At 63.5% G+C, this 19,312-nt stretch carries 15 protein-coding genes and 5 pseudogenes; 5 read left to right on the top strand and 15 right to left on the bottom strand.

All coding sequences use genetic code 11. The annotated features are described in order from the left end of the window. Window positions 1-149: 149 nt before the first annotated feature. A pseudogene (locus P6U27_RS14235) lies at window positions 150-1,315 on the top strand (IS110 family transposase). A gap of 521 nt (window positions 1,316-1,836) precedes the next feature. Here P6U27_RS14235 and P6U27_RS14230 read toward each other — a convergent pair. Both P6U27_RS14230 and P6U27_RS14225 read right to left on the bottom strand, forming a co-directional pair. Then, window positions 1,837-2,082: pseudogene (locus tag P6U27_RS14230) on the bottom strand (integrase core domain-containing protein); the annotation flags it as partial. A gap of 27 nt (window positions 2,083-2,109) precedes the next feature. After that, window positions 2,110-2,337, bottom strand: a pseudogene (locus P6U27_RS14225) (hypothetical protein); the annotation flags it as partial. A 691-nt stretch (window positions 2,338-3,028) separates the two neighbouring features. Here P6U27_RS14225 and argE point away from each other — a divergent pair. Next, entirely contained in the window at window positions 3,029-4,207 is a 1,179-nt protein-coding gene (gene argE / locus P6U27_RS14220; protein ID WP_407194251.1) for an acetylornithine deacetylase, read from the top strand. 118 nt (window positions 4,208-4,325) lie between these two features. On the opposite strand, the gene P6U27_RS14215 is transcribed toward argE, so the two are convergent. Together P6U27_RS14215 and P6U27_RS14210 are read right to left on the bottom strand one after the other, a co-directional pair. Then, window positions 4,326-5,384, bottom strand: coding sequence for a phosphotransferase family protein (locus P6U27_RS14215; RefSeq protein WP_129146307.1), 1,059 nt, complete (start codon window positions 5,382-5,384; stop codon window positions 4,326-4,328). A 148-nt stretch (window positions 5,385-5,532) separates the two neighbouring features. Next, window positions 5,533-6,768 carry an acyl-CoA dehydrogenase family protein gene (locus P6U27_RS14210; RefSeq protein WP_407194250.1) on the bottom strand — a complete coding sequence of 412 codons (1,236 nt, stop codon included), beginning with the start codon at window positions 6,766-6,768 and terminating at the stop codon, window positions 5,533-5,535. Window positions 6,769-7,079: 311 nt separating this feature from the next. Here P6U27_RS14210 and P6U27_RS14205 point away from each other — a divergent pair, with 311 nt between their 5' ends. Beyond that, a complete protein-coding gene (locus P6U27_RS14205) occupies window positions 7,080-7,745 on the top strand; it encodes a TetR/AcrR family transcriptional regulator (RefSeq protein ID WP_407194249.1) in 666 nt (221 codons plus the stop codon). 126 nt (window positions 7,746-7,871) lie between these two features. Here the strand turns inward: P6U27_RS14205 and P6U27_RS14200 are convergent, their stop codons facing one another. The 10 genes and pseudogenes from P6U27_RS14200 to P6U27_RS14155 all read right to left on the bottom strand — a co-directional run. After that, the gene (locus P6U27_RS14200; RefSeq protein ID WP_036010888.1) at window positions 7,872-8,087 is read right to left on the bottom strand and encodes a hypothetical protein; all 216 of its coding nucleotides are present in this window, start codon (window positions 8,085-8,087) and stop codon (window positions 7,872-7,874) included. Between the two features lie 192 nt (window positions 8,088-8,279). Beyond that, window positions 8,280-9,509: a CaiB/BaiF CoA-transferase family protein gene (locus P6U27_RS14195; protein ID WP_209296401.1), complete on the bottom strand. Its 1,230-nt coding sequence runs from the start codon at window positions 9,507-9,509 to the stop codon at window positions 8,280-8,282. Between the two features lie 185 nt (window positions 9,510-9,694). Beyond that, window positions 9,695-10,900 carry an MFS transporter gene (locus tag P6U27_RS14190; protein WP_407194248.1) on the bottom strand — a complete coding sequence of 402 codons (1,206 nt, stop codon included), beginning with the start codon at window positions 10,898-10,900 and terminating at the stop codon, window positions 9,695-9,697. Window positions 10,901-11,034: 134 nt separating this feature from the next. Then, a complete protein-coding gene (locus P6U27_RS14185) occupies window positions 11,035-11,862 on the bottom strand; it encodes a 3-keto-5-aminohexanoate cleavage protein (protein WP_407194247.1) in 828 nt (275 codons plus the stop codon). 114 nt (window positions 11,863-11,976) lie between these two features. Continuing rightward, window positions 11,977-13,374, bottom strand: a complete 1,398-nt coding sequence (locus P6U27_RS14180; RefSeq protein WP_407194449.1) for an MFS transporter — start codon at window positions 13,372-13,374, stop codon at window positions 11,977-11,979. A gap of 359 nt (window positions 13,375-13,733) precedes the next feature. After that, on the bottom strand, window positions 13,734-13,904 hold the full coding sequence (locus P6U27_RS14175; RefSeq protein ID WP_198028350.1) for a hypothetical protein: 171 nt from the start codon (window positions 13,902-13,904) through the stop codon (window positions 13,734-13,736). A gap of 40 nt (window positions 13,905-13,944) precedes the next feature. Next, a complete protein-coding gene (locus P6U27_RS14170; protein WP_061030115.1) occupies window positions 13,945-14,148 on the bottom strand; it encodes a hypothetical protein in 204 nt (67 codons plus the stop codon). Window positions 14,149-14,207: 59 nt separating this feature from the next. Next, window positions 14,208-15,542, bottom strand: coding sequence for a PQQ-dependent sugar dehydrogenase (locus tag P6U27_RS14165; protein WP_407194246.1), 1,335 nt, complete (start codon window positions 15,540-15,542; stop codon window positions 14,208-14,210). Continuing rightward, on the bottom strand, window positions 15,539-15,991 hold the full coding sequence (locus P6U27_RS14160) for a DUF2231 domain-containing protein (protein WP_407194245.1): 453 nt from the start codon (window positions 15,989-15,991) through the stop codon (window positions 15,539-15,541). The genes P6U27_RS14165 and P6U27_RS14160 overlap by 4 nt, the downstream gene beginning before the upstream one ends. Window positions 15,992-16,308: 317 nt before the next feature. Then, window positions 16,309-16,770 (bottom strand): annotated as a pseudogene (locus tag P6U27_RS14155) (NuoB/complex I 20 kDa subunit family protein); the annotation flags it as partial. Between the two features lie 179 nt (window positions 16,771-16,949). Between P6U27_RS14155 and P6U27_RS14150 the strand changes: the two are divergent. Both P6U27_RS14150 and P6U27_RS14145 read left to right on the top strand, forming a co-directional pair. After that, window positions 16,950-17,501 (top strand): ferritin-like domain-containing protein, encoded by a 552-nt coding sequence (locus P6U27_RS14150; RefSeq protein ID WP_407194244.1) that lies wholly within the window; start codon window positions 16,950-16,952, stop codon window positions 17,499-17,501. A 561-nt stretch (window positions 17,502-18,062) separates the two neighbouring features. Continuing rightward, window positions 18,063-18,425: a hypothetical protein gene (locus P6U27_RS14145; RefSeq protein WP_129146313.1), complete on the top strand. Its 363-nt coding sequence runs from the start codon at window positions 18,063-18,065 to the stop codon at window positions 18,423-18,425. Between the two features lie 165 nt (window positions 18,426-18,590). On the opposite strand, the pseudogene P6U27_RS14140 reads toward P6U27_RS14145, so the two are convergent. Then, window positions 18,591-18,787: pseudogene (locus P6U27_RS14140) on the bottom strand (transposase); the annotation flags it as partial. Between the last annotated feature and the right edge of the window lie 525 nt (window positions 18,788-19,312).

Below are 19,312 nucleotides of genomic sequence, written 5' to 3'. Positions count from 1 at the left end.
TGCGTCCGGGGCACGAGAGCGGATTTTGTCGCGCACAGCTGCCTCAACATCGTCATTGCGAGCGGAGCGAAGATTCCATGGGGAGTGGATAGCGACCAGGTCTGAGGCCAGACTGAGGGTTGCTGAATCCATTCAACCTGGAGACGACGATGTTGCTCGATCATCCTTCCGACGGACTGGCCGCTATCCGCACGCAGTTTGGCGCAATTTTTGTGTCATTGGAACTGAGCCGTTCGACATGGCTGGTCACTTCGCTGTCGCCCTGCAAGGGCGAGAAGATGTCCAAACGCAGCATGAAGGCCGGCGAGCTTTCGGAACTGTTGAAGCTGTTTGCGGAGCTGAAGCGCAAGGCGCAGGCGCGAACGGGTGAGAGCTATCCGCTCATCACGATCCAGGAGGCGGGGCTGGACGGGTTCTGGCTTCACCGCGCCCTGCAGCAGGAAGGCATCGAGAGCCACGTAGTCGATCCGGCCTCGATTGCGACGCCGCGCCGGCGCCGGCGGGCCAAGACGGACCGGCTGGATGGCGAGACGCTGTTGCGGACGCTGCTGGCCTACAAGCGCGGCGAGGTACGGGTCTGCGCCATGGTCGTTGCGCCCTCTCCGGCAGAGGAGGACCGCCGTAGGCTGTGCCGCGAGCGAGAGACCTTGATCGCGGAGCGGATCGAGCATGTGAACCGGATCAAGGGTCTTCTGTTCGCGCAAGGGATCTTCGACTACGCGCCGCTGCGGCGAGACCGGCGGAAGCGGCTGGAGGCCTTGCGGACGGGCGACGGGCGCGCCTTGCTGGCGCATCTGAAGGCGCAGATCAGCCGCGAACTCGACCGGCTCGAACTGCTGCTCGACCAGATCACGGCGGTGGAGCGCGAGCAGGATGCGTTGCTGGCCGCGAGCAAGGCGGCGGGGAGAAGACCGTATCGAACCCGGTGGCAATGCTGCTCGAACTGAAGAGCCTGGGCCCGAACTTCACGGCCGTTCTCTGGTCGGAGGCCTTTTACCGGCAGTTCGCCAACCGCCGCCAGATTGCATCCTATGCCGGCCTTGCAGCCACGCCATGGCGCAGTGGCGGCATCGAGCGCGAGCAAGGCGTGTCGAAGGCTGGCAATCCGCGCCTGAGAACCACGATGATCCAGCTCGCCTGGCTCTGGGTACGCCACCAGCCTCAATCGGCTTTGACCCAGTGGTTCAAGGTGCACAGCCAACGCGGCCGCAAGCGCGCGATCGTGGCGCTCGCGCGCAAGCTGCTCGTGGCCCTCTGGAAGTACGTGACCGCGGGCGTGGTGATCGAGGGAGCCGAGATAAAGGCCGCCGCCTGACACCACGCTCCTCAGCCTCAAAGCCAATCCGCCGAGATTGATCAGCCTCGGCCGATCCGGGTGGACGAACCGATGGATTGCATGGCTTCAAACGCCGTAACGAAGAATGGTCTCGTCCTCTCGAGCCTGCCCGCCGCAAGCGGAATGTTGGTGCAGCCGCCGCCGCGCAGCGACCGAATGTGAGTTTGATCTGGCAAGCAAACCAGATTGCAAAAACCGGCTCGACCCTTGGATCGCCTGACGAAAAGGAGTTATCCGCCCGCTGCCCCGACTGCCAAAGCCTGATGGCGTGCTCGCTCGAGTCAAGGCCAAGTCGCTTCGCGACGGCCCTACGGGCCGACCTTGACTCGATCTGCGCGCGCCATCCTACGTGCTCCACGGTCGGGACGAAGAGCTGGCCTGCAATCGAACAAAGAGCTGAACAAACCGCCTTGACACACCAAATCCCCATGTGAGCAATCCAGAAATGCATCCGCGGAAAGACTCTGGATTTGCTTCGCTGCGCTCGCAATTGTCGATGTTCAATAATTCGCTGATTGGATCGCGGTGGTCTTGGAAGCGGCGAAAGCCTTGGGAGTTTGTCCTGCCAAGGCCTGATGGGGTCTGTGGTTGTTGTAGTAGACGAGGTACTCGAACAGTTCATTGGCGAAGTGGTCCAGGTTGTCGAAGGTCGTACCCTCGATGACGTCGTCATCGAGGGTACGCCAGAAGCGTTCGACCTTGCCGTTGGTCTGCGGCCGATAGGGCCTGGTGTAGCGGTGTTTGATGCCGAGCTCGAGCAGCATGGCCTCGAATGGATGCTCGGCCGGCTTGGTGCGGGCGGCGAACTCGGCGCCGTTGTCGGACAGGATTTCCTGGAAGACGAGCCCATAGGTGACGTTGAGGGTGTTGATCATCTTCAGGGTCTTGAACATGACCGGCAGCGCCTTCTTGGATGTCAGGACCTCGGCCCAGGCCAGACGCGAGCAGCTGTCGATCAGGCTGATGATGTAGGCCGTGACCGGGGGTGGCGCGAGGAACATATCGCGCGGCAATTGATGGCTCCCATCGACCGCCATGCCAAGAGCAGATTGCGTATGCTTCATGCACGGCGGAGAAACAGGGCAACCGGAGACATCCCGGCCTTCCCTGCGCAGTGGTTTGACGGCTTATGTCGTGATCTCCTCGGGGAGCGATGCACTATTGCCCCCGTCGCCTTGCGGATGGCTGATGCACGTGCCCGGTCGGGCCGCCACATCACCGCAACACTTGGCGCACAGACCCCGGGCGCCAGGACCACACGATTTTGCCGTACGCGAACCGCACCCGTCGTTGGCGCGAGGTCTTCGCTCACGGTTGCCCGCCCTGCAAAACCCTTCGCGCCGGTGCAACCCACGTCCACCGCCGCCCGGCCCGCGTTCGTGACGATCGCGATACGCCCCTCTTCCTTGGGCCGGATTGCGGCGAGACATACGCCCTTTCCGAATTTCGGTAAAGCGGAATATTTTTGGCCGGGTGCGTTGACCCACCGCTCGCGTGTTTTGCCCGACCGGCAACGCAAGGGATTGTGGCCCGGATCGAGCGACGCGGACTTTCGGAATCGCGTCAGCAGATACAGCGGCCCCGATTGCTCTGCGCTCCATCCCTGGGCTGTGTTGATTTGCCCGACCGGCCATCACGTTGGTATGGTTCCTGCAGGCAACTCAGCCTCCATTTCCTGACCAGACCGAGACAATGCAGAGCTCAAGACCCGATCGCATCCGCAAACTGCTTGCCGACCTCGTCGGCTTCGACACCATCAGCGACCGCACCAACCTGCCCCTGATTGCCCATATCGAGAGCTACCTCGCCGCATTCGGCATCAAGAGTGAGCGCATCGTCGACGCGACCGGGCAGAAGGCCTCGCTCTGGGTCACGATCGGGCCGGACGACCGGCGGGGCTTCGTGCTGTCGGGCCATACCGACGTCGTTCCCGTCGTCGGCCAGGACTGGAGCCATGATCCGTTCAAGCTCGTCGAGCGCGACGGCAAGCTCTACGGCCGCGGCACCACCGACATGAAGGGTTTCGTCGCGGTGTGCCTTGCCATGGTGCCGGAGATGGTGGAGGCGAGGCTCAAGACGCCGATTCATCTGGCGATCTCCTATGACGAGGAGATCGGCTGCGTCGGCGTGCGGCCGATGCTGCGTGAGGTCGCGAAGAAGCAGGTCAAGCCGCTCGGCGCCTTCATCGGAGAGCCGACCCAGATGCAGGTCATCATCGGCCATAAGGGCAAGCACGGCGTGCGCGCCACGTTCCGTGGGCTCGCCCGTCATTCCTCGATCGCGCCCGATGGGGTGAATGCGATCGAATATGCCGCCGAGTTGATCGTCGAGATCCGCCGCCGCGCCGTAGCGCTCGCGGCCGCGCGGTCAACCGACAGCCTCTACGACGTTCCGCACTCGACGCTGCTCACCAGCATCGTGCATGGCGGCGCGGCGCTTAACATCGTGCCCGACACTTGCACGGTGGAGTTCGAATGCCGCGGCATCGGCATCACCGAATCGCGCGAGGTCACGGATGCGATCGTCGCCTGGGCCAAGTCCGAACTCGAGCCGGCGATGAAGGCGAAGAATGCCGAGTGCGGCATCACGTTCGAAGAGATCCTCGACTACCCCGCGCTCGACACCGCCGCCGACGCCCCGATCGTCACCCTCGCCAAGAGCCTTGCGGGCCGCAATGACCACGCCAAGGTCGCCTTCGGCACCGAAGCCAGCCTGTTCGCCAGCATGGCCGATGTCCCCGCGGTGGTGATCGGCCCGGGCTCGATCGCGCAGGCGCATACGCCGGATGAGTTCGTGGAGATGGCGGAGTTGGAGAAGTGCGCGGGCTTCGTGGAGAGGCTGATCGCGCATTGTGCGAAGGCACCGTCGTAGGTGATATCCGTGACGTGACTCGGTCCCGGCTCGGCGGCGCATCACGTCGTGATGCGCCTTGTCCGGGACACGAGAACCGAAGAAAAAGGGCGCGGCCATCGCCGCGCCCTGTCGTCTCTTACACCGCGCCCGCCTTCTGCGCGTACTCCCACGATGCCTTTGACAGCGGCACGGTGCGCTTGGCGGATTCGAGCGCCTTGGCGTTGGCGGCGGTCCCGTCGCGGACGCGGCCGGCGATGCCTTGGGTGATGCCGGCAAGACGGAACAGATTGTAGGCGAAGTACCAGTTGAGATCAGGCACCGTCATCTTTGTAACGTTGCAATAGATCTGCGCCGCCTCTTCCAGGCTCGGGATGTTGAGCGCCTCGAGGTCGGCGCCTTCCAGGCCCGGCATGATCCACTGCATCAACAAATAGGTGAAGTCGGCCATGGGATCGCCGAGCGTCGACAGCTCCCAATCCAGCACGGCCTGCACGCGCGGTTCCGTCGCGTGGAAAATCATGTTGTCGAGACGGTAGTCGCCATGGACGATCGAGACGCGCGCCTGCTCCGGCACGGTCCTCGGCAGCCATTCGGCGACCTTCTCGAACTCGGGAATGTGCTGGGTCTCGGACGCCCGGTACTGCTTGGTCCAGCGGTCGATCTGGCGTGCAAAATAATTGCCCGACTTGCCGAAATCGCCAAGGCCGATGGCATTGGGATCGAACATGTGGAGTTTCGCCAGCGTCTCGATCTTGCTGGTGAAGATCTTGCGCCGTGCATCGCGATCCTGGCTCGGCAGTGTCGGATCCCAGAACACCCGGCCCTCCTCCATCGACATGATGTAGAAGGCCGCGCCAATGACGCTGTCGTCCTGGCACAGCGCATAGGCGCGCGCGACCGGAAAGCCCTGCTTACCAAGGGCTGCAATGACACGGTATTCGCGATCGACCGCATGCGCCGACGGCAGCAGCTTGCCGAAGGGCTTGCGGCGCATCACGTAGGAGCGCTTCGGCGTGTTGAGGCGATAGGTCGGGTTGGACTGGCCGCCCTTGAACTGGAGCACGACCAGCGGGCCTTCAAAACCTTCGACGTGCTCGCGCATCCACGCTTCCAGGCGCAGCTCGTCGAAACGATGCCGCTCCTCGACCGGCTTGGTGCCCGAGAATTCTTCGTCCTTTCTGACGCCGTCCGCCACGATGACGCTCCCTCTTCAGTCCTGACCTTGTGCAGGTCGAGCATGATCCTAATCGGTAACCGCTGACGCACTTGCGTCAAGCGGTCATTCCGAATGGGACCATGCCCTGTCGTTTCTTCAAGTCGGGAGCGCCGCCTGGCTCTCCCTCTTAGTGACTGGTAGAGTTTGCATACTTCCGAAGTTCGAGCCTGGCAATGGCGCGGTTGTGCACCTCGTCCGGACCGTCCGCGAGACGGAGCGTGCGGATGTGGGCGTAGTCCTTGGCAAGGCCGGCTTCATCCGAGACGCCGGCGCCACCGAAGGCCTGGATCGCCTCGTCGATGATCTTCAGCGCCATGTTGGGCGCTGCGACCTTGATCATCGCGATCTCGGCCTGCGCGGTCTTGTTGCCGACCTTGTCCATCATGTCGGCTGCCTTGAGGCACAGAAGACGCGTCATCTCGATGTTGGTGCGGGCTTCACCGATGCGCTGCTCCCAAACGCTGTGCTCGACGATCTTCTTGCCGAACGCGGTGCGCGAGGCGAGCCGCTTCACCATCTTCTCCAGCGCCTCCTCGGCCTTGCCGATGGTGCGCATGCAGTGATGGATACGGCCCGGACCGAGACGGCCCTGCGCGATCTCGAAGCCGCGGCCTTCGCCGAGCAGGATGTTCTCCTTCGGCACCCGTACGTTCTCGAGCAGCACCTGGGCGTGGCCGTGCGGCGCGTCGTCGAAGCCGAACACCGGCAGCATCTTCTCGACCTTGATACCTGGCGTGTCGAGCGGAACCAGGATCTGCGACTGCTGCTGGTGCTTGGCCGCCTTGAAATCGGTCTTGCCCATCAGGATCGCGATCTTGCAGCGGGGATCGCCGACGCCGGACGACCACCATTTGCGGCCGTTGATGACGTAATGGTCACCATCGCGCTCGATGCGGGTCTCGATGTTGGTGGCGTCGGACGAGGCGACCGCCGGTTCCGTCATCAGGAAGGCGGAGCGGATCTCACCGTCCATCAGCGGACGCAGCCATTTGCGCTTCTGCTCCTTGGTGCCGTAGCGGATGAACACTTCCATGTTGCCGGTGTCGGGCGCCGAACAGTTGAACACTTCGGAGGCCCAGGTGATGCGGCCCATCTCTTCCGACAGCAGCGCATATTCGAGATTGGTCAGTCCCGCGCCGCGGAATTCGTCGTCCTCGTGCTCGGACGGCGGCATGAACATGTTCCAGAGACCCTCGGCCTTGGCCTTCTTCTTGAGGTCTTCCAGGATCGGAATGACCTTCCAGCGGTCGCCGCTCTTGTCCTGCTGATCGTAAATCGGCACCGCCAGGCGCACGTGCTTGGCCATGAAGGACCGCACGCGGTCGAGCCATTCCTTCTGCTTGGGGGACATGTCGAAGTCCATGGGACGCTCCTCGGTTCTCTCTCGCTGGTACTTTTGCGCCGGACTGTCCTCCCGCCGTGCGCGGCCCGCAAGCGCGAATACGCGAACTGCGGGGCGCACCGGAACCCATCGCAATTGCGAATGAGTCCCGAAAGCGGATTGACTTTCCCGGCCTTCAAACGATAGTTTCATACAAATGTTTGAATTGCAACTCCCTCGCTCACGGCGTCATTCCGGGGCGGCCCGCAGGGCTGAACCCGGAATCTCGAAATGTGGCGAGAGATTCCGGGTTCGACGCTGGCGCGTCGCCCCGGAATGACGGGACAAAGGTCATGGCCAGCGATCATACGAGGTCTGCCATTCTCGCCGCCGCCGAACGGCTCTATGCCGACCGCGGCTTCGGCGACGTGACGTTGCGCGACATCGTCGCGGAGGCCGGCGTCAACCTCGCCGCGGTGAACTATCATTTCGGCTCGAAGGACGAACTGATCGCGGAATTATTCGTCACTCGTTCGGTTCAGACCAACCGCGAGCGCCTGCGCGAATTGAAGGCGGCGGAGGAGCAAGGCGGCGGCCGCGCGCCGATCGAAGTGATCCTGCGCGCGCTGGTGGGGCCGACCTTGCGCGGCTGCCTGGGGCCGGAGAACCAGCGCTCGACCGCCGCGCGCTTCATGATCCGCGCCTCGATCGAATCCGTGCCGCCGATCCGCCGCATCAAGAACCGCGAGATCGACCATTTGCGCAAATTCGCCGCCTCGATGCGCAGGTCCCTGCCCGAGCGCAGCGAGATCGATATCTATTGGGGCCTCAACTTCGCGCTCGCCATGGCGCACCACACCATCCGCGAGAGCGAGCGGCTGATCAAATTGTCGGAAGGCAAATGCGATCTCGACGACGTCGAGGACGTGGTCGGGCGCGTCGTCAGCGTCGCGACGATGGCGCTGACGGCGGCGAAGGTCGAAGCCAAACCGCGCGCGCTGGCGCGGGATGCGCGTTAGCTGTCATGGCCGGGCTTTTCACGGCCATCCACGTCTTGCCACGCAGCACAAAGAACGTGGATCCCCGGGACGATCCCGGGCATGACGACCTCTGCTACATGCTCGAAGTATAGCCGTAACGGCGGGCTACGCCCGCTGCGGCATCTCCTCGGCCTCTTCCTTGGCGAGCAGCAGCAGCATCTCGATGCCCATCTCGCCTTCCTGCGGCGATCGGATGAACTTTATCTCGTCGGCGCTCTGCCGCAATGCGGCAATGATGGCGACGGCCTGATTGGCGGTGGCCGCCTCGGTCGCTAGAATGGCCTTCTGGTCCTTCGCCTGGAACCCGATCGTGTAGGACATTCGCTTCCCTCCCGAACTCAAGTGGAAGTATCGAACCAGAGTCGGACGCAAAGCGGAAGCCTGTGCGACTACGGACCGGGATAATCTGGGGATTGCGGCAAGCTTCAGGCAAGCTCCAGCATCGCGCGCGCGCCCTGCGGCACAAGTCTTCTCAGCCTCCCCAGGAGGGCCCTCCAGGGCACGGTGATAGCGTCAGACAATCCCCTGCTGCTTCAGCTGCTCGATCTTGCCGGCATCGTAGCCGAGCTTGCCACTGAGCACCTCCTGGGTGTGCTCCCCGAGTAGTGGCGGCGCGCGGTAATCCTTGATCGGGGTCTCCGACAAGGTCAGCGCGTTGCGGACCAGCGACAGATCGGGCTCGAAGGGATGATTGACCTTGACCCGCATGCCGCGCGACTGCACGTGCGGATCGGAAAACACCTGCTCGAAATTGTTGATCGGACCTGACGGCACGCCCGCCTCCTCCAGCTTCTCCAGCCAGTAGGCCACCGGCTGCTTGAGGAACAAGCCGGCGAAGATCGACATGATCTCCTTGCCGTGCACGACGCGGTCGTTGTTCTTGACGAAGCGCGGATCGTTCGCGAGCTCGGGCTCGCCGAGCACGGCGCAGGTGCGCTGGAACTGGCCGTCATTGCCGACCACCAGCATCAACTCGCCGTCGGCGCAGCGGAACACGCCGGCCGGCATGCCGCCATTGCCCCAGGTGCCGCGGCGCGGCGGCGTCTTGCCGTTGACGAGATAGATCTGCAGCCAGTGCGACAAGGATGCGATGACGGTGTCGAACAGGCAGACGTCGATGTGCTGTCCCTGCCCGCCATTGGCGTCGCGATGGTAGAGCGCCGAGAGAATCCCGATCGACGCGTTCATGCCGGTCATGTAGTCGACGATCGAGGGGCCGACCTTCATCGGGCCCTCGCCGGGCTCGCCGTCGATATGGCCGGTGACGCTCATCAAGCCGCCCATCGCCTGCAGGATGGCGTCATAGCCGGCACGCGGCGCATAGGGACCGGTCTGGCCGAAGCCGGTCACCGAGCAATAGATGATGCTGGGATTGATCGCCTTGATGGTCTCGTAGTCCAGGCCGTAGCGCTTGAGATCACCGACCTTGTAGTTCTCCATGAAGACGTCGGCGTCCTTGGCGAGCTCGCGGATGATCGCCTGCCCTTCCGGCTTGGCGATGTTGACCGTGACCGACTTCTTGTTGCGGTTGGCGCAGAGATAGAACGAATTGTTGTTGTTGGCCTTGCCCTCTGGGTCGGTCAGGTAAGGCGGGCCGAAGGCGCGTGCGTCGTCGCCGGTGCCCGGCCGCTCGATCTTGATCACCTCCGCGCCGAGATCCCCCAGCATCTGGGCCGACAGGGGCCCGGCGAGCACACGGGTGAGATCAAGGATCTTGATGCCTGAGAGCGGCAAGGCCGACATGTCGATTTCCTCCGGGGAACTGATCTTGGAGCTGATTTTGGCGCGACGGCGAGATCGCAGGGCCGCGCTCCCTGCGGATACACCATTTTCGCGCCCTGAGCACTGCACTGACGGCATACGGCCATCTGTTGCCGGGCGAGCGGCGCCGATTGCTGCTCGCAACTTTCCGCGCCGCGAAGATCGCCTTAGACCGCCACCGCCGCGATCGCGCGCGGCCGCCGTCGCCCGAGCAGGACCAGGATCAGCACCGTTGCGCAGGAGAAGACGAAGGTGAGACCGAGTGCGCCGCGGCTGCCGAACTGCGTCAGCAGCGCGACGAGCACGGGTGGCGAGATCGCCGAGGCCAGATTGAGCGGCAGCGCGATCATCGACATCGCCTTGGCGAACTCGGCCTGGTCGTAGAACACCAGCGGAATCGTCGCCCGCGCCACCGCCATCGCGCCGCTGCCGGCGCCATAGAGCAGGATGAAGACGGCGACTGCCCAGGTGGCGCCCTCGCTCAGCATCAAGAGCAGCATGGCGACCGGCAAGGCCGTGCCGGCGACGAGCCCGGTCGTGATGCCGTCCCAGCGCCCGCCGCCCAGGAAATCCAGCCCGCGGGCGCTGACCTGGATCACGCCGAGCATCGAGCCGAAGGCCAGAGCCTGCGCCGGTGCCAACCCCTCCGCCCGCAATAGCTCGATCATGACGGCGCTGATGCCGAAATTGACGAAGGCGTTGAGCGTGATCACGGCGGCGACGAGGATGAAGGTGCTGCGCGGAATCGCCGGCGCATCGGAGCGCCTTTCCGGCGCGCTGCCATCGTCCCTCGCGACGCTGCGCCGGGGCGCCGCGAACGCATAGAGCGGCAGCGAAATGAAGATCAGCATGGCGGCATAGACGAGACACGTGCCGCGCCAGCCGAGATGACCGCTCAGGAACGAGGTGGTCGGCCAGAAGATGCTGCTGGAGAGGCCCGTCACCAGCATCAGCGCGCCGATCGCGCTCTTGGCCTGCTTTCCCGCGGCCTCGTTCAGCATGATATAGGCGCCGGTCGAGAGCGTGGCGCTGCCGGCGAGGCCAAGCACGATCCAGGCGGCGAAGTAGAGCACCGGCTCGCGCGCGAGCGACAGCAGCACGAAGCCGGGCGCGGTGACGATCGTGCCGACCATCATGACCTTGCGTGCGCCGTGCCGCGCAAAGAATTTGCCGAGCCAGGGCGCGCACAGCCCCATCGAGACGTAGAGAACGGACGTCCCCGCGAACACCGCCGGCAGGCTCATGCCGAGATCTGCGGCAAGGTCGCGGCCGACGATGGCGGGCAGCCCGATCGTCCCCCATCCAATCAGTTGCGTGACCGCGAGCACCACCAGGATGCCGATGAGCCCGCTGTCAGCCTTCAAGAATCGCATTCCAACCGTCGCCTGCCCGGCAGGCGCCGATCACGCCTGTGCATCTGCTTTACCTGCAGACTCGGCGCACGGGAACGCCGGCCGCCGAATGGCAGGAGGCAGCCGGGGGCATGTCGGGCGGTGGATGGTCGTCCCTACCCCGCGATCCCGAGCAAGGATCGCGCCTCGGCTGCGGTCGCAACGCGCCGGCCGTGGCGCGCGACCGCCTCGGCGGCGATGGCGATCAGCTCCGCGTTGCTGGCGGCGAGGCGCGTCTTGTCGATCCGGATATTGTCCTCGAGCCCGGTGCGAACCGCGTCGGCGCCGCGCTCGAGCGCCCAGCCCATCACCCCGGCTTGATGGCGGCCAATTCCGGCTGCGGTCCAGGTCGCTTCCGGGATTAGCCGCCTGAGCTCTCCGAGCAGAATGTCGAGCACATGCTCGTCTGCGGGCATGGCATTCTTGACACCCATGACGAACTGCACGTGCGGACGCGCGTCGATGAGGCCGGCCTCGATCAAGCGCCGGGCGCCATGCAGATGCGACAGATCGAAGATCTCGATTTCCGGCCGGATGCCGTTCGCCTTCATGCCGGTGGCGAGCGTTTCGACCAGCGCGGCGCTGTTCTCGTAGACGATGGTCGGAAAGTTCACCGATCCCGTGGAGAGCGAGGCCATGTCGGGCTTGAGGTAGAGCGACGATCCGCGCGCCGAGGGATCGCGCCCTCGCCCGCCGGTCGAGAACTGAACGATCATTCCCGGACAATGCTTTTTGATGCCCTCCTGCACCAGCGCAAAGCGCTCGGGGTCGGAGGACGGCGTCTCGTCATCATTTCGAACATGGATATGGGCGAGCGTGGCGCCGGCCTCGAAGGCTTGCTGCGTCGACTCGATCTGTTCGGACGGCAGGATCGGCACCGCCGGATTGTCCTTCTTGCGCGGAACGGAGCCGGTGATAGCGACTGCAACGACGACGGGGTTCATCCCTGGACCTCATGATGATCGCGCTCGCGCGCCCAAAGCCGAATAGACGTAGCGTAAGGAGCCCTGCCGCTGCAAACGTCATCGATCGCAGCGGCGGGCTTGTTTGCGTTCCCATCAGGTGGGAATTGCGGCCGCACCGTTCGCCGCCTCCGCGCGCTGCCGCTCATAATCGGCCCGCGCCATCGGAACGGCCTCGGGATTGCCGAGATCGTCGATCTTGATCCGATAGGTTTCGCGGGCCGTCACCGCCGCGAGCGCCGCGATGACCGTGATGCCGAAGGCGATCGCGCCGACCGTCAAGGGAATGTTGGCCGAGCCCGGAGGCGCCACGGTCGCGAACAGAGCAGGAAGTAGTGCAGTGATGGTCGTGCCGATATTCTGCGAGATCGCCATCGCCGATACCCGTGTGCGGGTCGGAAACAGCTCCGGATAGAAGCTCGGGAAGATCGCGTTGTAGCCCTGATAGACGACGCCCCACATCAAGAGCGACAACAGGATCGCGAGCGGCACGTTCCGGATGCTGATGGCATACAGATAGCCGAACGCGAGCAGACCCGAGAGCAACGCGCCCACGATGATCGGAGGTTTGCGGCCGACCTTGTCGGAGAGATGGCCGACGAAGGGAATGATGAATACGGCCAGCATGTTGCCGAGCACCGGGATCCACAGATAAACGTCCTTGGCAAAGCCGATGCCATAGGCCGGCTGCACCGCGTAGGCCGCACCGAAGATGGTCGCGACCACGGGAATGACGTTCATCAGCGCCATGCAGATCACCCTCAGCATGTCGGGCCAGCTCAACCTGATGGCCTGGACGATCGGAGCGCGCGGCGTTTCTCCCCGTTTCTCCTCGCGGGCAAAGGCAGGCGTTTCGTCGACCTCGCGGCGAATGATGTAGCCGGCGACGATGACGAAGAAGCTGAGCAGGAACGGGATCCGCCAGCCCCAGCTGTTGAAGGCCTCGGTCGGCATATAGGCCGCCAGCGGCAGGAAAACCGCGGCCGCGAGGATTTGTCCGGCTTGCACGCCCTGAAGCGCGAAGCTCGCATAGAAGCCGCGCCGGCCGAACGGCGCATGCTCCAGGATCATCGAGCTGGCGCCGGAGATTTCACCGGCCACGGCAAATCCCTGCACGAGACGCAGCATGACGAGCAGGGTCGGCGCCAGGATGCCGGCCTGCTGATAGGTCGGCAGCAAACCGACGGCCATCGTCGAGATGCCCATCAGGAACATGCAGAGGATGAGAACGGTCTTGCGGCCATGCGTGTCGCCCCAATGTCCGAGCACGAAGGCCCCGATCGGCCGCGCCACGTATCCGACGCCATAGGTCGCAAGCGATGCGACGATCGCAACGGTGGGATTGTCCGACGGGAAGAAGATCTGCGGGAAGATCAGCGATGCCGCCGTGGCGTAGATGAAGAAGTCATAGTATTCGAGAGCCGAGCCGATCCAGCCGCTTGCTGCAGCCTTCCTCGACTGACTCCTGTCATGGATCGCGCGCGTGGTAGCCATCATAAAATTCCTCCCGATCTGGCTGTTCGTTGACGTCCCGTTGGCGGGCTTCGTTGGACAATTGGACAGCAATCTCCCGGCGCTCTGCGGAGCTCCGCGAGCGCTTGGCACTGCCGGTCGGTGTCTTGGGTGAGGACGACAATAGGCTTTCGCCGGGGTAACACAATTACCCAGTTATGCGATAAACCTAACATGATGTTATGGCGGTGGCGGACTCGCCGGCGGCAGCGATGGGGGCGCAAAGTGGCGTCGTCCTCGGCGATGGCATCGAAGCCGGCCGCTGGCGCCGGGGTCGCGATCGGGATCGCCTGCCGGGCGCGGGCGGCTGATCGTGTGATCACGACAGCCGCCGAGCGGCGTCACGCGGTGTGGCCGGGATCGATATGCTTCGGGGTCTTCTTGTCGCGCTGGGGCGTCATCTTGGCCGGATCAGGCGCGTCCGGCACGCCGCGCGGTCCGAGCTGGTCGCGCTGGATGTCGTCCTCGGAGCGGGATGGCTCGACACCGTTGGGCTCACGGGGTTTCGTCATCGCGGCCTCCTTCTCTCGAACGCCATGTCTGCGGCGGGCTCTACACGCCGAGCGCGTTATCGCCGGCTTCGCGGCCGGGCACGCTGACATGGACTTCGTGTCCCTCACGGAGGGCCAGGGATGCCGCGGCCACCGCCGACTCGAATGCAGCTTCCTTGGTGGCGTATCTGCTCTTGACGTCGCCGTCATGCAGCACGCCCCATTCGTCCTGCACCGGCACGATGGCGTATTGAGCCAGACCCATTGTCCTACTCCTGATTTGCCGTTCAAAAAATCGCCTGGGCTCTCAACGCGGTGCCGGGCTTAACGTTGCGTCAGCTGCGGATGCGCCGCACTCACCCGCCAGACCGTGTTGCCGCTGTCGTCGGCGACCAGCAGCGCGCCGGTCTTGTCGATGGCGACGCCGACGGGGCGGCCGCGCGCCTGGTTCTTATCGTTTAGGAAGCCGGTGACGACGTCTTGCGCGGGACCGCTCGGCTTGCCGTCCGTGAACGGCACGAACACGACCTTGTAGCCGTTGAGCACCTGCCTGTTCCAGCTGCCGTGCTCACCGACAAAGGCGCCGCCGCGATAGTTGGCCGGAAGACTGGTGCCGGTATTGAAGGCGAGCCCGAGCGGGGCGACATGCGAGCTCAGCGCGTAATCCGGCACGATCGCCTTGGCGACGAGATCCGGCCGCTCCGGCTTGACGCGGGGATCGACGTGCTGGCCGAAATAGCTGTAGGGCCAGCCGTAGAAGCCGCCCCCCTTCACCGAGGTCATGTAGTCGGGCACGAGATCGGGACCGAGCTCGTCGCGCTCGTTCACCACCGTCCACAATGCACCGGTCTGCGGCTCGAAGCTGAGGCCGTTGGGATTGCGCAGGCCGCTTGCGAACACGCGCCAGCCGCCGCTGGCACGATCGACCTCGAGGATCGCAGCGCGGTTGTGTTCGGCTTCCATGCCATTCTCGGTGATGTTGCTGTTGGAGCCGACGCCGGCATAGAGCTTCGAGCCGTCGGGGCTGGCGACCAGGCTCTTGGTCCAGTGATGATTGATCGGACCACCCGGCAGCGGTGTCAGCACCGTGCCGGCCGCAGTGATCTTCGTATCGCCTTCCCTGTACGGATACCTGACGATGGCATCGGTGTCGGCAACGTAGAGCTCGTTGCCGACCAGCGCGACGCCGAAGGGCGAGTTGAGATGGTCGAGGAAGACGCTTTGCGTCTCCGGCACACCGTCGCCATTGCTGTCGCGCAGCAGTGTGATCCGATTGCTCTCGCCGCTGTCGCCGCCGGAGGTCGCCCAGGACTCGACGAAGCCCATCACGATCTCCTTGGGACGCTTGATCGGGGCGCCCTTCGGCGCCTTGGATTCCACCACCAGCACGTCGCCATTGCGAAGAACGTAAAGCGAGCGCGGGTGCTGCAAGCCCGTGGCGAAGGCCTTGGCCTGCAAGTCCTGCGCAACGGTCGGCGTCTCGTCCTTCTTCCAGCCGACGATGCGCGCGATATGAATCGGCGGCAGCAGATATTGCTGGATCTCGGGCAGCACCGGATTGGCGCCGATTTGCGCCTTCGGATCACCGCTCCCGTCGTTGCAGCCGGCAAGACACAGCAAGGAGGAGCAGAGCAGCGCGCGGGCAATCGAGGTTCTCATCGCACAACTCCCACGCCGTGGCGGTACACCATGGCCCAGCCGAGCCAGCCCGTGACGGGCAGGATCAGGACGGTGAGGACCGAAAGAACCAGCCCGACCGGCCAAACCGAGGTCCAGGCGTCGCGGGTGTGGATCAGCGCGTTGAAGATCGCCAGGATCAGCGCCACGGCGTTGCCGATCAGATGCGGCCAGGCCGGGGTCTGCGCCCGCACCAGCCGGTTTCCGAGGAAGTCCATCAGGCCCGCGATCGCCGCCAGCACGCCGAAGATGACGCCGACGAGCAGAAGCCAGGCCGAAAAATCCGCCCACATGATCTCGGCGCTGACGACATAGGCGATGTCGGTCAGCAGCGCCCCGATGAAGCACACGATCGGGGTCGGCACCAGCATCGGATGGATCGGATGACCCGCGATCTGCGCGGTCGAGCGCACGCGCACGTCGTCTTGCACGGTTGGCCTCGCGTGACTTTCGCCCCGCCCGGCCGGCCAACTCGCGCCTGCAGTGATGGTTCCTCGGACCCGACCTTCCCCGGCAGGGCAATCGCGTATGGCTTTTTGAAAGACCTGTACGCACGCCTCGTCCTTCGAGACGACCGCTTCGCGGTCCCTCAGGATAAGGCTAAACGGGCATCGGCGCCCGCCAAAGCAGCTGCCACACACTCCGCCCTTATCCTGAGGGCCCGCCAGAGGCGGGCGTCTCGAAGGAGGCGCCGCAGTGAAGACGCCATCAAATGCGATAGCCCCGTCCGCGGGGCTGACACATCGGGTCACCGCTCGATCGTTCCGGTTCGCCGAATCTTCTTCTGCAGGAGGACGAGCCCATAAAGCAGGGCTTCAGCCGTCGGAGGACAGCCGGGCACATAGATGTCGACCGGCACGATGCGATCACAGCCGCGCACGACCGAGTACGAATAGTGATAGTAGCCGCCCCCGTTTGCGCACGATCCCATCGAGATGACGTAGCGCGGCTCCGGCATCTGGTCATAGACCTTGCGCAAGGCTGGTGCCATTTTGTTGCAGAGCGTACCCGAGACGATCATGACATCGGACTGCCTTGGCGATGCGCGAGGAGCCGCGCCAAACCGCTCGATGTCGTATCGTGGCATCGATACCTGCATCTGCTCGATCGCACAGCACGCAAGGCCAAACGTCATCCACATCAGAGAACCCGATCGCGCCCATGTGATGAGGTCGTCGAGCGGGGCGACGAAGTAGCCACGGTCACCGAGATGGTCCTGGACATTGTCGAGGGCAGCGTTTTCGAGATGGTTCATGGCGATATCGCCTTGCAAGCCCTTCCCGATGCGGCAAGCACGGCTCCGTCGCGCTGTTCCTAATTTCTTCGCTGATTCCTCGGCCCCGAGCTCAAATGTCGTTTGCACCCCGGAACAGTCTCGCGGATAGGCGGTTGACCGCCGAATCCGGAACCCGGGTCATCCCAATCCAAGCCATGGACACGAACATCATGAAGATCGAAAACTTCAAAGACCTGTATATCGCCGAGCTGCAGGAACTCGTCAGCATGGAGGACCAGCTCAGCGATGCACTCAAACGAATGGCCGAGATGGCGGTGCATCCTTCCCTGAAACTTGCTCTGGCCGAGCATCAGCGAGAGACGGAGCAACAAGGTCAACGGCTTCAGAAAATCCTGCGGCGGCATGGCGCAGATGCGCGCGTGCACACCGATCAGGCCGTGGAATCGTTGATCGAAGAAACTGCGAAGATGATGAAGATGGTGACGCAGGATGACTTGCGCGACGCCGCGATGATCGCCTCGGCCCAGAAGCTGGAACATTACGAGATTGCCGCCTACGGCAGCGCAGCCGCCCTTGCCGGGCAGCTCGAGGTGAGGGAGGACCAGAACATCCTGCACGAAAGCCTGGAGGAGGAGAAGGCGACCGACGTCATGCTGACGACGCTCGCGAAGGACGAGGTCAATCTCGACGCTCTTGCAGCCTGACTGGAACGTCGCTGATGACTCCTTGCTGACGGCCACTCGAGTTCGGTGGGAAGGCCCCGGCCTGCCTTAGATGCGGCGGGTCTTAAGCGCAGTCTTTGTACCCGCAATCACGCGTGAAACGGATAGTTGCGCTTGGTTTTTCGTCGCGGAACCTTGGACCCTACACAAATCCCAACGGGCCCATCATCCCTAAAGCGAGGTCTTCAAAACAAGGAGTCTTCAAAAAAAGGACCCCGCCGGTTACCGGGGTAACCTGGCGGGGCTTGTGACGAATCTTTGATTTGGTTTATCCGCAGCTTTCGCTCTGGCCTCGCCATTCATCGATCGTCACTGAACTACCAACCGATGACCTCCATGGACGTTCCGGACGACGGCCATTTTTAATGTTTCTGATCCTCCGTACTGGCGCTGGAGCGCAAGGCGCTGAGCGGAGGAAGCCGGATCTCGGAGAGGAATGGAACAGGGAGCCGCACTTACCCTTCAGGTGTGAAGCTGCACGGTGACTACCTCGACACCCGCATCCTAAACACAGAAACAGAGCTGAGCACATATTCAGCAGCCATGAACAGTCTGCTCGATCGCATTGCTGACGAGCACGGCCTGATCAGCGCTCGCGCGGCTTCATGGGATGCCCCGTCTTCTCGGGCTTCTTTCTCGGCCTCGCGCGGCCGGCTTCGTCCCCTGCGCGAGCACGGTGCCTTGTGGCAGCACAAGCTCGGCGACCTGGATGCCGAGCGCGAACGCGATCTTGTGCAACGAACGCCACCCCTCTCCGCCGCCATCGCTCGCCAGCGCTGCGCTTTTGGGCAAGCGAGCGACGGCGGCTCCGAGGGGATGGCTCGGCCGGACCCCATGATCAATTTTGCTGAACTTGACACACAGAACTCTCGATGGATCACCGCAGTCTCAAGTGATCTGAACTAGCAACCGACTTTAATAGCCAAATGACTATGTTTCAGCCGTTTTCAGTGATCCGGCACCCCCTAAGCGCGAAGCGGACGAAGAAATTGGCACCACGATGCTGAGGCCCATCAAGGGGATGCACGCCACCCCTCTCCGCCGCCGTCGCTCGCCAGCGAACACGCCGGTGAGAACGTCGGGAATGGTCTTCTTCAAGCCCGGATGATCATCGGAGACGACGAACTCGACGCCATGCAGGCCGCGGGCCTTCAGGCCTTCCAAAACACCTTCCAGCTCGATCGGCTCTCCCGGTTGGCGAGCTCAACCGCGAGCACCTGGCGCCGTCCCTCCCAGTCGACCCCGATCGCGATCAGCGTCGAGCTTGCGCAACTCCCTCTCCGCCCTCTCCCGCTCTTCCTCCGTCTTCGCCTCATCGACATGCGACTGAAGCCGGGCCTGTCCCCGGCCCGACGACTGTTATCTTTCTGCTAGAGCGCGACGAATGAAGCGCCGAGCGCGCTAATCATCAGACGAAAATTCTGATGATCTAAATCGCTCGGAGTCAAAAGTGCACGCGTCTCATAGACTTCGGGATTTTTGGAGTCCGACCTGCGCCCGAAGTATCCACAATTGGGTTGTGAAGAGCGATTGACTGCCGTCGGAACCGCATGCAATGCATTGAATCATCGATGATTTTTACGGCGCAACCGGAGCGAGTGAAAGGAATCGAACCCTCGTATTCAGCTTGGAAGTCACAAATTCGCAATCCGCGCAAGGCCGATTCCGACATTTTGCAGCCCTCCGGACGCTTGAGATCACAAGGGAATTTCCCGTTGTCGGAATGGTCGTGCGAGTTTCCCGAACGGTCTCCTAGTCTATGGAAATCCATGAAGTACGGGTGGCAACGTGTC

The sequence above is a fragment of the Bradyrhizobium sp. STM 3566 genome, from assembly GCF_045571445.1.
In the GTDB taxonomy this organism is placed as follows: domain Bacteria; phylum Pseudomonadota; class Alphaproteobacteria; order Rhizobiales; family Xanthobacteraceae; genus Bradyrhizobium; species Bradyrhizobium vignae.
This window is presented reverse-complemented; position numbering and strand designations above follow the sequence as displayed.